This is a genomic window from Streptomyces sp. NPDC085932 (genome assembly GCF_044540525.1).
Taxonomy (GTDB): Bacteria; Actinomycetota; Actinomycetes; order Streptomycetales; family Streptomycetaceae; genus Streptomyces; species Streptomyces levis.
Genome location: NZ_JBITSJ010000001.1, coordinates 1,687,817 through 1,700,488, shown reverse-complemented (window position 1 = coordinate 1,700,488; position 12,672 = coordinate 1,687,817). Strand labels below are relative to the sequence as shown.

General features: G+C 74.2%; 8 protein-coding genes and 1 pseudogene. 7 read left to right on the top strand and 2 right to left on the bottom strand.

Annotated elements, in window-relative coordinates; translation table 11 throughout:
* Positions 1-49: 49 nt before the first annotated feature.
* Positions 50-294, bottom strand: a pseudogene (locus tag ACIGAQ_RS07265) (ATP-binding cassette domain-containing protein); the annotation flags it as partial.
* Between the two features lie 187 nt (positions 295-481).
* Between ACIGAQ_RS07265 and ACIGAQ_RS07260 the strand changes: the two are divergent.
* Entirely contained in the window at positions 482-1,042 is a 561-nt protein-coding gene (locus tag ACIGAQ_RS07260; RefSeq protein WP_399779768.1) for a hypothetical protein, read from the top strand.
* A gap of 12 nt (positions 1,043-1,054) precedes the next feature.
* On the opposite strand, the gene ACIGAQ_RS07255 is transcribed toward ACIGAQ_RS07260, so the two are convergent.
* Positions 1,055-5,194 carry a tetratricopeptide repeat protein gene (locus ACIGAQ_RS07255; RefSeq protein WP_399779767.1) on the bottom strand — a complete coding sequence of 1,380 codons (4,140 nt, stop codon included), beginning with the start codon at positions 5,192-5,194 and terminating at the stop codon, positions 1,055-1,057.
* Positions 5,195-5,278: 84 nt separating this feature from the next.
* Here ACIGAQ_RS07255 and ACIGAQ_RS07250 point away from each other — a divergent pair, with 84 nt between their 5' ends.
* From ACIGAQ_RS07250 to ACIGAQ_RS07225, 6 genes are all read left to right on the top strand, one after another.
* Positions 5,279-5,440, top strand: a complete 162-nt coding sequence (locus ACIGAQ_RS07250; protein ID WP_311686065.1) for a hypothetical protein — start codon at positions 5,279-5,281, stop codon at positions 5,438-5,440.
* Positions 5,437-6,084, top strand: coding sequence for a hypothetical protein (locus ACIGAQ_RS07245; protein ID WP_399779764.1), 648 nt, complete (start codon positions 5,437-5,439; stop codon positions 6,082-6,084). Before ACIGAQ_RS07250 ends, ACIGAQ_RS07245 begins: the two co-directional genes overlap by 4 nt.
* 501 nt (positions 6,085-6,585) lie before the next feature.
* On the top strand, positions 6,586-7,098 hold the full coding sequence (locus ACIGAQ_RS07240; protein WP_399779762.1) for a hypothetical protein: 513 nt from the start codon (positions 6,586-6,588) through the stop codon (positions 7,096-7,098).
* A 397-nt stretch (positions 7,099-7,495) separates the two neighbouring features.
* Positions 7,496-9,625 carry a hypothetical protein gene (locus ACIGAQ_RS07235; protein ID WP_399779760.1) on the top strand — a complete coding sequence of 710 codons (2,130 nt, stop codon included), beginning with the start codon at positions 7,496-7,498 and terminating at the stop codon, positions 9,623-9,625.
* A 99-nt stretch (positions 9,626-9,724) separates the two neighbouring features.
* A complete protein-coding gene (pelF, locus tag ACIGAQ_RS07230; RefSeq protein ID WP_399779759.1) occupies positions 9,725-11,245 on the top strand; it encodes a GT4 family glycosyltransferase PelF in 1,521 nt (506 codons plus the stop codon).
* Positions 11,242-12,660: a hypothetical protein gene (locus ACIGAQ_RS07225; RefSeq protein WP_399779757.1), complete on the top strand. Its 1,419-nt coding sequence runs from the start codon at positions 11,242-11,244 to the stop codon at positions 12,658-12,660. Before pelF ends, ACIGAQ_RS07225 begins: the two co-directional genes overlap by 4 nt.
* Positions 12,661-12,672 lie beyond the last annotated feature (12 nt).

Genomic DNA, 12,672 nt, shown 5'->3' with positions numbered 1-12,672 from the left:
ATCCCTTTCCAGAGGTCTGCGGGGTCGGTCGGCGAGCTCCGTAGGCTGGTCAGCTCCTGCGGCCGGCCTGCAACTGCAGTCGCTCACCCGGGAAGTCGGCGCGGAAGCCGCGGTCGTGGGAGACGGCGACCACCGCCCCGGGGTACGCGGCGAGTGCGGCCTGGAGGTCCTGACCACATCGGGTGCGAGGTGGTTGGTCGGCTCGTCGAGGACGAGCAGGTCCGCCGGCCGGGTCACCTGGGTCGCGAGCTGCAGCCGCCGTCGCTGTCCCGCGGACAGGGCGCCGACCGGGACGTGCGGGACTTTCCCTGGGCATGCGAAGGGTCCGGGGCGGCGGAAGCGGCGGCGTGAGCCGCGGCCTGCACTCAGACGAAGAAGAGGAAAGCCATGCCCTCACAGTAACAAGACGAACCGTCTCGCCTCTACTCCTTACTGGGACACTGGACCGTGACGGTCGGAACACGAAGGTCGGGGGGCCGGGATGGATGCTGCCGTGGCGGGTCTGGTGGCGGCGACGGTGGGTGTGGGCGGCACGCTGGGTTCTGCCTGGCTGACCCAGCGTCGGGGAGACGCGTCCCGTCGCGAGGAGTGGGAACGCCTCGAACGCACGCGCCGGGACGAGGCGGACGCCCAGCGGGCCGAATCGGGCCGGGAGGCCCGCAGAGCGGCCTACACCGAGATCAACGCGGCCGCCCGCCACTATCTGGCGACCCTCAACGACCACCGCCACATCCTGCGCATCGGGCACGATCCGCAGGAGTCGCTCGCCGCGGTCGAGGCGGCCCGCGTGGAGTACCGCCGCCGCTACGCCGAGGCCCAGATGATCGTGCCGGACCTCGTACTGACGGAGGTGAACCGGGTCGACGCCGACCTGAACGCCGTCTACGGCGTCCTGGCCCGCCTCAGCCGCGGCACCCAGCGCGAGGACGACGACATCGAGGCCGTGCGGGACGCGGTCAAGCGGGGCTGGCAGGACCTGTCCCGGATGCGCACCACCATGCGTGCCGACCTGGGAGTGACGGGACCGTCGCAGGGGACGTGACCGCGGCGGGCGTCAGGTGGCCGGCGGGGCGCTGCCGGGGCGTCCGGTGGTGGTCGGCAGCAGGGTCGTCAGGGACAGGACGGCGGACACGGACTCCTCGTCGACGTCCCGGCGCAGCAGCCGCACGAACTCCTCGTCGCCCAGCCGGGCGCGCTGGCCGCGCAGGGCGTTGATGGTGCGGGCCGCGTTGTCCGAGCCGATCCGACGGTTGATGGACAGGGCCTGCACCATCAGGGGCAGGGCCTCCGCGGGCCGGTCCTGCTCCGCGCGGAGGTTGCCCAGTTCGCCGTAATCGAGGGCCACCTCCGCCCAGGCCCCCAGCTCCCGGTCGATGGCCAGGCACTCCCGGTAGCACTGCTCGGCCAGCCGGTGGTCACCGCGCAACTGGGCGACGCGGCCCAGGTGGAAGACGCTGTTGGAGACGCCCTGCCGGTTGCCGAGCCGTCGCTTCAGGGCCACCGAGGCACGGAAGTGCGCTTCCGCCTCCGCGTAGGCCCGCTGCTCCTGGCAGACCCGTCCGAGCTGGTGCAGGACGACGGCCGCGTTGGTGTCGTTCCCCAGCCGTTCGTAGACGGCGAGCGCGGACCGGTAGCGCTGCTTCGCCTCCTCCAGCCGGCGGACCTCCAGGTTGACGTGCCCGAGGTCCTCGTGGCACTTGGCTACGCCCTCGGGATAGCCGGCGGCCTCGCACAGCGGCAGCGCGTGCTGCAGGAACATCCGGGCGGTGCCGACGGCGCCGCGCTCGTACGCGGCGATCCCCAGCCTGACGTACGCGCTGCCCAGCGGCGTGGGGCTGGGGTACGAGTTGGCGAACTCGTCGAACGACACGGTCGACCGGACGGCGTAGGTCGCGGTCGGCTCCTCGACGAGCCCGGCCACGAGCCGGTCGAAGGCGGCGGCGCCGAGTTCCCTCCGCTGGACGGCGAGCAGTTCGGCGTCTGTGCGGCCCCGTGGGTCCCGCTGGTCGTCCAGCCAGGCCTCCAGGGTGCACGGCACCGCGTCGGCCACCCGCCCCAGGACGGTGCGCAGGGCGCCGAGCTGGCGGTTGCACGAGGCCGCATACCCCTTCTCGCCGAGGGTCCGGAACGCGTCTCGCGCGCGCGTGAGGCAGGTCTCGGCCCACACCAGGTCCCCGACGTCACGGGAGATCTCGCCGAGCAACTCGCTGCTCTCGGCGATGTTCCGGCTGCTTCCGATGTCCTCGAAGATCTCCAGCGCGGCGCGCGCGTGTTCCTGCGCCGCCGCGTGGTCGAAACGGGCGAGGGCGATCTTCGCCAGGGCCGTCCTGCCGTTCCCCACGTTGATCCGGTCGCCCAGCCTGGCGAAGTGGGACAGGGCGGTCTCGCTGCACCGGGCCGCCTTGTCGTAGTCCTTGGCGCGGAAGGCCAGGATGCCGATCTGGTGCTGGGCGGCCGCGATGCCCTCCAGGTCCCCCAACTCCTCGCACAGGGCGAGCGCTTCGAGGTACTGCCGCTCCGAGCGCCGGTCGTCGCCCTCGTCCATCGCCAGACCGGCCAGCTGGTGCAGAGTGCCGGCCATGCCCGCCCGGTCGCCGATGCGTTCCTTGACGGCCATGGACTGCCGGTACAGGCGCTCGGCCTCGGCGCGCTCCCCGCGGTGCTCGGCGATCAGGCCCAGCTGGTGCAGCGTCCGTCCGGCCCGGTCGGCGGCGCCCATTTCCTCGAAGGCGGCCAGCGCCTGCCGGTACCGCGTCTCGGCCTGGGAGTAGCGCCCCCTGCGGGCGTCCAGGCCGCCGAGGTCGGCCAGGCACTCGGCGGCTCTCAGCGTCCCCGGCGTGGCCAGGGCCAGCGCCTCGCGCCGCAGGCGTTCCTCGCGTGCCCACTGACCGGCCTTGTCGAGCTCGTGGCAGGCGAGGACCGTGTACTCCAGGGCCTCCGGGACGCGTCCGCCGGCCAGCTCGTGGTACCGGCCTTCGAGTGCGTACCCGATGTAGGCGGCCTGGTCCGTCGTCCTGCCACAGCGCCGGCCCCAGTACGCGCCTGCCCTGCGGTGTGCCTCGGTCAGCCGGTGCGGGCCGGCGAGGCGTGCCAGGGCGGCGGCCGTCCAGCGGTGGACCAGATAGCCGGATCCGGTGGGTGCGAGCAGCCCGAGGTGCAGGAGCCGGGCCACGGCGTCGTCCAGGCCCTCGGGCTCGGCGGGTTCCTCCTCCTCGGCGGGCGGGGCGGCCAGCTGCCAGGCGAGTCCGGCCCGGTCCACCGGCAACTGGTACACGGCGGCGCCCAGCAGCAGTTCCCTGGCCGAGGGTGCCTCGTCGAGACGGGTCAGCAGTTCCGGGAGCAGCACGTCCTGGGCGATCAGAGCGCCGGTCTCGTCCAGTGTCCGTTGCAACTCGCCCCGGCCGCCGCCCCGTTCGGCCAGAGCGGCGCGCAGCCGGGCGCCCAGTTCCCCGAAGCGGCCGTCGCCGTCGCGCAGGAGGGCGTCCAGGTACTCCAGGGACCGCGGATGGCCGCCGAGCCGGGTCCACACCTGCCGCTGCTCGGAGGGTGACAGGGCGTCGACGCCGGGCAGCCGCCAGATCAGCTTGCGGGTCTCCTGCCAGGTCAGGGGGCCGAGATGCCAGGTCTCCAGGCCGGGCACCGGGAAGGGGAACCTGCTGGTGACGACGGCGGGGTGGTGTTCCGCCCAGGTCCGCAGGAACGCGGGGAGATCCGGGTCCGTCATCTGGTGGCCGTCGTCCAGGTTGTCCTCGGCGTTGTCGAGGACGAGCAGGAGCGGCACGGTGGCCCGGGTGGTGGCCGCGAGGCGCTCCCGCCAGTCCCGTTCGTGGTCGCTCAGGGTGCGGAGCAGCTCGTGCAGCGGGTCGCTCCGCTCGACGTCGTCGCGCACGCAGCGGGCGTGCAGCCGGCGGCGCAGCTCGTCCAGGATCGCCTCGACGGCGGTCTCCCCGCCGACCGCCACCACCACACCGTCCGGGGTGGCGGTCTCGAAGCGCCGCACCAGTTCGGCGGCGAGGCTGGTCTTGCCGACACCGCCGATGCCGTGCAGCAGGACCCGCGGCCGGGCGCCCGCCAGTCGGCGCAGCGTGCTCCTGCGGCCCACGAAGTCGTGCCGGGCGCGCACCACGCCGTCCAGGACGACGGGCTGCCGCACCGCCGGCTCGGCGGTGGGTTCCGCGGGGGCGGGGCCGCCGTCGGCCGGGCGCAGCTCCGGGTCGGCGAGGAACAGGGCCGGTGTCGCCCACTCCGGGAGGGGGCGGGGTTCGCGCGCCAGGTGCCGGCGGATGTGGCAGAACGCGCCGAGCAGGTCCCGGTCCGGGCGGTCGGCCAGGCTCCGGTAGAGCCGCGCGCAGAGTTCGGTGGCGTAGTCGTCGCTGACGGCGGAGGTCATCGCCAGCACGGCCGGGGCGCCGTGGTCCAGCAGGCTCCGGGCCAGTCCGGGCAGCTCCGACGTCCCCTCCAGCGCGGTGGAACAGCCCGCCAGCACGATGAGGGGCAGGCTGCCGTGGGACGGCAGCACATCACGCAGCAGCCGCGCGGCGTCCACGGCGTCCTCCTCGCCGGTGCGCGTCTCCAGCAGCAGCGCGCCGGGCCGGGCGTGGCAGGAGATGTGCAGCACGTGGCAGGGTTCCTCGTCGAGGGCGTCCCGGATCGCCGCCGCGCTCCCCCACTCCAGGAGGCGCACCCGCTGCCCGGTGCGGTGACCGGGCTCCACGGCGTCGAGGATCCTGCCCAGTTCCCGTTCGTAGTCGAGCAGTTCGCCCCGGCTGTCGTCGGGGGCGGCCACCGCGGCGAGGATCCGCAGGGGGCCGCCGGGGGCGGGGGCCGGGCGTCCGGCGCGGGAGGTCGTCCGGTACAGGTCGACGCCCGGGTCCAGGGCCAGGGGGACGGTACGGCCGGGCGGGACGAGGGTCTCCCAGGGGAGGTCCGCCAGCGTGGCGTCCCGGACCTCGACGCCGACGCGGTGGCGTCCCGGCCGCCGCAGCTCGTCGAGGAGTGCGATGCCGGCGGGCCCGTCGAGGAAACGCTTCCCGAGCGCGGCTCCCGCCTCGCGCAACAGGGTCTTTGACGGCTGTCTGCGCAGCCTCCAGAGCAGGTCGGCCGTGCTCTGGTCCGGCGGTCTCGGCGCCTGGGCGACCGCCGCGTCCCGGACCGCGCAGGTCACCCGCGTGGTGTCGATCGTCAGTCTGATCATGGCTGCCCCCGTTCCTGCGGCCAGGATGGCGGGCCGGTGCGCCGCGGGCAACGGTGCCAACGGGCCTGCAGGCATACTGAGTTCATGTCAGACGCGCAGGAAGAGGACCCCCGGCCCAACGCGGTGCGGGTCAACGAGTCCGGTGTGCTGGAGTACTTCGACGGCGAGCGTTGGGCACCGTACGTGGACCTGCCCGACGACGCTCCGGGCCCGCTGGGCGTCGTCTTCCGCGGAGAGGACCGGTGAGCCCGCTTCCGCCGGCCGGACCGCCCGACGCGGGGGTGCTGGAGGCGCTGCCCTCGCCCCTGGACTCCGTCGCCGACAGCCGGGAGGCCGCGCGGTGGACCCTGGCGTCCAGTGGTGCCGTGGGCGCCCTGCTGCTCGGCGGCGGCCCGCTCCTGGCCGTCGGGAGGATCGACGACTGGGCGCACGCAGCCTGGGCCGGGGGCGGACTGGTCGTGGCGCTGCTCGGTGTCGCCTGGGCGGTGTGGCAGACCAGTGAGGTCCTCGTCCCGCCGCTGACCACACCGGACGTCCTCACCTCCCCCGCCCTGCGCGGGCTGCGCGAGCAGTTCGACGCTGCGCCCGGTTACTACTTCGGCACGCTGGCCACGGACGTCGAGGACCTGCTGCGCCACCGTCACCTCGCCCTGGAGATCAGCCGTCTGCTGGCCACCGCCGGACCCGCCGAACGGGTCGCGCTGGAACGCGGCCTGGCCACGGCCCGGCGCAACATCGCGCGTACGGACCCGTATCTGCGGCTGCTGCTGGCGACCGCGCACGCCTGGCTCGTACGGGAGAAGCTCCGCACGGCACGACGGCACACGTTCGCCTCCGCGCTGCTCGTGATCACGGGCGCCGTCGTGTTCCTCGGAGCGACGGCCCGGTGACCCGCGGGCGACCACCCGACGACCACCCCGTGATCCGTGGGGCGACCGCCCCGTATCGCGGGTGGGGCGACCGCCCGATGACCCGCGAGGTGACCGCCCCGATGACCCGCGAGGTGACCGCCAGTTGACCCGCCGGGGCCGTGGCGTGCGCGACGGACGCGTGCTTGCCGTGGACGTCGTCGGCCGAGCCGGCCCGGAGAGCGCCGGGCGCGCCCGGCCGGGCGGCGGGCCGGCCCCCGCCGGGATACGCGCCTGATCCGTTACGCGCCAATGTCATCTCCGCGCGTCCCGGGAAGGGCCGCCGCCGACCGGCCCGCTGAACCGCGCCCGAGCCGCGCGCGCCACCTGGGCCGATGTCCGCCCCGGCCCTCTCTCCACAGATCCGCCACACCCCCTTCACGCCGCGAACACTTCCGGCCGGGCGGCGGGCCGTGCCCTTTCCGTGGGGCAGACATCGCGGACGGCCCCTGCCTAGCCTCCCTCGCCATGCGATCACCCCTGATGAGACGTTTCGGTCTCGGAGCCGTCCTCGCTCTCTTCCTCGCCGTGTTCGGTCTGGCCCCCGGCGCGAGCGCGGCCGACCCGGCGCCGGCCGAGCTGACCTTCGCCACGGACAGCGCCACCACCACGCCCGGCGGCACGGTCAACCTGTCGATGACCCTGAAGAACAACAACACCTACGACGTCTGGTTCGTGTACCAGACGATCGAACCGACGTGGCTGACCACGCAGCGCCCCGACCTGAAGTACACCTTCTCCGGGTGCAGCCTGACCACCGCGAACGGCACCACGCCCTGTTCCGGGACCGGCCCGGCCAACCTCGGCGCCAACTACGGCGCCACCATCCCGCCCGGGCAGAGCCGCACGGTGACCCTGAAGCTGGACATCGCCGCGGACTCCGGCTGCAACGGCAACATCGGCTTCTACTCGTACTTCTACGCCGAGTTCAGCGACTCGACGAACGTCAGCGGCGGCCCGGTCTACACGCCCGTGACGCGGGTGCTCTGCCCCTGACGCCCCCGGGGAGCCCGCGGCCGTGACCTGAAAGATGCCGTACCCAGGTATCCGGCCCGGTCTGGACCACTGGCAGGACGACCGGCGGGCCCGTGGGGCCCGCCGGTGCGCCGTACAGGACCCGGACCAGCGCTCCGGGCCCGGCGCGGCCGACGGAACCGGACTCCCCCGGTGACGGGAACGACCGGTTTCGCTTCCGGAAACACCCGCTTCGACACCTGCGCTTTTTCGTCATGTTGCGCAACATGACCGCGAAATCTCCACAGAGACCTCACTATGTGACGCGAACGGATGCGTGACGAACCGGCTTCTGAGGGGGACGCCGGCGGCACGCAAGGGGGTGCGTCCGCTCCACGGGAGCCGTGCTCACCCCTGCCCGGGGAGGGGACTTCACCGCATGAAGCGGACCTTACGCACCACCGTGGTCACGGTGGGCGCGCTCATCGCCGCACTGGGCCTGCCGGCCGGAGCGGCACACGCCGACACCACGCCCCGCGTCGACCTGCGGGTGCTGGTGGTGAGCGACGGCGGCCCGTCCACCGACGCGATAGCCGCCGAACTGGCCGCGGCCGGTACGCCGTACACCCGGATCGACCTCACCCAGCCCGGCCGGACCGTGATCGACGCCGGCTTCCTCGCGGACACCGTCGACGGCCGGCCGCGTGCCCGGTTCCAGGCCGTCGTGCTGCCCAACGACAACCCGTTCCCGGCCGGTTCCGCCGAGATGGCGGCACTCGCGGCGTACGAACGGACGTATGACGTCCCCCAGGTCGACGCCTACACCTACGCGCGTCCCGAAGCCGGTCTGCAGTACCCGGTCCACGGCGGCTACTCCGGCAGCATCGACGGCAGGCGGGCGGAGGTGACCGCCGCGGGCAAGGCGGGGCCCTTCGGCTATCTCGACGGGGCGGTGCCCTTCGAGGACAACGACCCGGCCGTCGGCGAGAGTTACGCCTACCTGTCGAAGCCGGTCGCGGGCGCCGACTTCACCCCGTACGTCGAGGCGGCGATCCCCGGGCAGTCCGCCAAGGGCACGCTGGTGGGCGAGTACCGCCACGACGGGCGGCGCGAGCTGGTCGTCACCTTCGTCTACAACCAGTACCAGCAGCAGTTCCGGCTCCTGGCCCGCGGGATCGTGGAGTGGATGACCGGCGGTGTGCACCTGGGCGCCGCACGGAACTACTTCTCCGTCCACGTGGACGACGTCCTCGCCGCCGACGACCGGTGGAACAGCACGCTCAACTGCACGCCCGGCGACGTCGACTGCACGGACCCGAGCGCCACACCCGACCCGATCCGGATGACGCCCGCCGACGTCGACCACGCCGTCCAGTGGCAGAACGGCAAGGACTTCACCCTCGACTTCGCCTACAACGGCGCCGGCAGCGTCGACCACCGCCAGGACAACGACGGCGCCGACGCCCTCGCCGACCGGCTGATCGCGCGCCGGGGCGAGTTCCGCTGGATCAACCACACCTACTCGCACCCCTTCCTCGGCTGCGTGCAGGACACCACCGTCGTGCCGTGGAAGTGCGCCACCAACCCCGACGGCAGCACCAAGTGGATGAGCCGCGACGAGATCTCCGACGAGATCGCCACCAACCGCGTCTGGGGCCGGAGCGCCGGACTGCCGCTGCTGGACGACGAGTTGGTCACCGGCGAGCACTCAGGCACGAAGGTGCTGCCGCAGCAGCCCGAGGACAACCCCAACCTGGCGCTCGCCCTCGACGACAACGACATCGCCTGGCTCGGCTCCGACAACTCCCGGGAGCCCGCCCAGCGCCGCGTCGGCCCCGCCACGACCGTCCCCCGCCACCCGATGAACGTCTTCTACAACGCCGGGCGGGCCGCCGAGCAGGTCGACGAGTACAACTGGATCTACACCAGCCGCGCCCAGGGAGGCAGCGGCATCTGCGAGGACAACCCGGACACCACCACGTGTCTGCCGGCGCCCCTGGACACCGCCACCGGCTACGCGGACCACATCGTGCCGCTGGAGACCCGGATCGCCCTCGGGCACGTCCTGTCCAACGATCCCAAACCGCACTTCATCCACCAGTCGAACCTGGCCGAGGACCGCATCGCCTACCCCGTCCTCGACGGTGTCCTGGACGGTTACGCGGCCCTGTTCGCCGAGGACACGCCCCTGGTGAACCCGCGGATGCGCGACATCGGCGCCGAACTGCGGCGCCGGGCCGCCTGGCAGGCCGCGCTCCGGGCCGGTGAGGTCACCGCCCACCGCATCGGCGGCACGGTGACCGTCGACGCGCCGGACGGACTGGCCGTCACCGCCACCCTGCCCACCGGCACCACCCTGGCCGGCGCCCCGTTCGGCGAGGCGTACGCGGGAGCCGTGTCCGGCTGGACGCCCGCCACGGGCACGCCCCTCACGCTCACCCTGCCGGCGTCCACCCCGGCTCCGGCCGCCGGCGACGCCACCGGAAGTGCACCCGCCACCCGCCCCGCACCACGGACCCGTGTCCCCGCGGGCGTCACCGACCCGGTGGGCCACACCGCAGACGGCTGAGCGGCGCCCGCGCGCCCCACTCCGACCGGACGTCCCGGCCGCCCCGTGGCGGCCGGGAGCGGCCCGAACCACCCCACACCTCAGCCGTGGAGCACAACGATGCCCGTTCCCCACGGCGTGCGACGCACCGCAGCGACGCGCGTCACCCTGCTCACCGAAGGCACCTATCCGCACAGCCACGGCGGTGTCAGCGTCTGGTGCGACCAGCTCGTCCAGGGCATGCCCGACCTCGCCTTCGACGTCATCGCCGTCACCGGCACCGGGCGCGAACCGGTCGTATGGGACCTGCCGGCGCACGTCACCGGCGTGCTGTCCGTCCCGATGTGGGGCGCCCCGCCCGAGGGCCGCCCGCCCCGGGGCCGGGCCCGCAACCGGCTCGCCGCCGCCTACGAGCGGTTCCTGACCGCCCTGCTCGATCCGCGCGCCGAGGACGGCTTCGCACCCGCCCTGTACGCGCTGGCCCGGGCCGCCTCGGACGGAACACTGAGCCCCTTCCTGCGCGGGGACCGGGCCCTCGCGATCCTCACGGCGCTGTGGAACCGGCCCGGTCTCGCCGTCGGCGAGGCACGGCCGACCCTGCACGACGCGCTGACCGCGACCGCCCTGCTGGAACACGCCCTGCGTCCGCTGGCCGCCCCGGCGCCCGAGAGCGGGGTCGCGCACGCGGTCAGCGGCGGGGTCGCCGTGCTGCCGGGCCTCGCCGCCCTCGAACGCCACGGCGTCCCCCTGCTGCTGACCGAGCACGGGGTCTACCTGCGTGAGCGCTACCTCGGCTACCGCACCGCGCCCTACCGCTGGCCGGTGAAGGCCGTGATCCTCGGGTTCTTCCGGCTGCTCGCGCGGGAGAGCTACCGCCGGGCCGCCCTGATCACCCCGGGCAACCGCTACAACCGGCTGTGGGAGGAGGAGGGCGGCGCCGACCCGGAGTCGATCCGCACGGTCTACAACGGCGTGGACCCCGCCGCGTTCCCCGCGGCCGGGCCCGAACCGGACACGCCCACCCTCAGCTGGGCGGGCCGCGTCGACCCCATCAAGGACCTGGAGACCCTCATCCGCGCCTTCGCCCTGGTCCGCGCCCGCCTCCCGCACGTGCGGCTGCGGTTGTTCGGCGGAACGCCGCGGGGCGGAGAGGCCTACCGGGAACGCTGCGAGGCCCTGGCCGCCGAGCTCGGGCACGCCGACGCCGTCACCTTCGAAGGGCGGGTCGACGACATCAAGGACGCCTACGCCGCCGGAAACGTCGTGATGCTCTCCAGCATCAGCGAGGGCTTCCCCTTCACCCTGATCGAGGCCATGTCCTGCGGCCGGGCCACCGTCTCCACCGACGTGGGCGGGGTGCGCGAGGCCGTCGGCGACACCGGGCTCGTGGTGCCTCCGCGCGATCCGCAGGCCATGGCCGGCGCCGCGCTGGAACTGCTCGGCGATCCGGGACGGCGCAGAGCCATGGGCGAGGCGGCCCGGCTGCGGGTCATCGAGCAGTTCACCCTGCGCCGGACCATCGACACCTTTCGCTCCGTCTATCTGGAACTGGCCGATCCGAAGAAGGAGCCGACCGTCATGCCGCCCAGGATCACGATGGCGGCCCCGGCCGTCGACGGCGCCGGGAGTCTCGCCCTGTGAGCGGCCCGATATCCCTCGAACCCGGCGGCTGCGAACAGGACACGCTGGCCATCCGGCTGGCCGCCACCCGCCCGCCGCGCCGCCGGCCGCGCTGGGCCCTGGACGACACCACGCTCGCCGTCCGGCTCCCCCGGCGCGGCCCCGACGAGGAGGCGGTCAGTGAACTCGCCGCCGAACTCGCCGACCGCATCGGCCCGGCCGTCCATCCCTACGAGGTGGCCGCACTGCTGGAGGCCGAGGGACTGTCCGCCTCGGTGATCAGCGAACGCTACGGTCTCCCGAACCTGTTCTCGCTCGCCTCCGCGCTGTACGAACGCGTCCCGCGCACCTTCCCCGAACCCGCCCCGCCGGCCGACCCCTGGCGCCCCGACACCGTGCGCTGTCTGCTGCGGGGCGTGCTGTTCGCCCTGCCCGGGCTCGCCTACCTGCTGACCGCGCCCCTGTGGGACGCCGGCGGGTACGCCCCCGCCCTCGTCGTGGCCGGGGTCGTCTCCTGGGCGTGGGGGCAGGCCCTCGGTCACCGGGCCCACCTGCGGCTGGCGACCGGACGCCGGGAGGCGGGACGTACCCTCCTGGCCGGGGCGCCCGCGGGGGCGGCGCTGGCCACGGCGGCCGCCGCGCTGCCGGCGGGCGGCGGGCCGGTGACCCTGGTGGCGGCCGCGCAGTCGGCCTATCTGGCCGCCGCCGGCGTCCTGTTGGTGCTGGGCCGGGAGCGACTGCTGCTGGCCGCGCTCAGCCCGTTGCTCGCGGGCGCCGCCGTCCTGCCGTGGTGGGAGCCCGGTCCCGCGCTCCGGACCGGGCTGCCGCTGCTGGCCCTGGTCGCCACGCTCGCCGTCACCGGCCGGGTCCTGCGGGGCGCCCTCGCCGTCCCCGCCGTCGCCGCCGCCACCCGGCCGCGCCTGCTGGGGTCGCTGCCCTACGGCCTGTTCGGACTGGCCGCCGCGGTGCTGGTGCTGCTCGAAGGGCGCGAGGAACCGTACGCCGTGATCGTGCTGACCCTCAGCATGGGGCCCGCGGAATGGCTGCTGTACCGCTACCGGGGGCTGTCGGTCGCCGCGTTGCGCGCCACCGCCACGCCCGCCGCGTTCCTGCTGCGCTCGGCCGGCATCCTCGGCCTCTGCCTGCTCGGCTACCTCGCGCCGCTGCTGCCCGCGGCCCTGCTCACCGGCGCCGACCCGGTCACCCTGCTGCTCCTCGCGGCCGTTCTGTGGACCGCGCTGCTGCTCCAGGCGTTCGGGGCGGCCTGGCCGTCGGCCCTGATCTGCCTGACGGCGGCCGCCGGTGCCGGCGCGGTCGTTCTGTTCCGCCTGCCACCGGGCACCGCCCTGGCCCTGCCGCTCGGCTGCGGCGGCGCCGCCCTGTGTCTGGCGGCGTGCGCCCTGTGGCTGCTCGGCCGGCCCGCCCCGCACGCCTGAGCCCCGACCTTC

Coding starts and splice junctions, on each gene's coding strand:
- ACIGAQ_RS07235 (WP_399779760.1), top strand. CDS start 7,496: ATGAAGCGGACCTTACGCACCACCGTGGTCACGGTGGGCGCGCTCATC.
- ACIGAQ_RS07260 (WP_399779768.1), top strand. CDS start 482: ATGGATGCTGCCGTGGCGGGTCTGGTGGCGGCGACGGTGGGTGTGGGC.
- ACIGAQ_RS07240 (WP_399779762.1), top strand. CDS start 6,586: ATGAGACGTTTCGGTCTCGGAGCCGTCCTCGCTCTCTTCCTCGCCGTG.
- pelF (WP_399779759.1), top strand. CDS start 9,725: ATGCCCGTTCCCCACGGCGTGCGACGCACCGCAGCGACGCGCGTCACC.
- ACIGAQ_RS07255 (WP_399779767.1), bottom strand. CDS start 5,194: ATGATCAGACTGACGATCGACACCACGCGGGTGACCTGCGCGGTCCGG.
- ACIGAQ_RS07250 (WP_311686065.1), top strand. CDS start 5,279: ATGTCAGACGCGCAGGAAGAGGACCCCCGGCCCAACGCGGTGCGGGTC.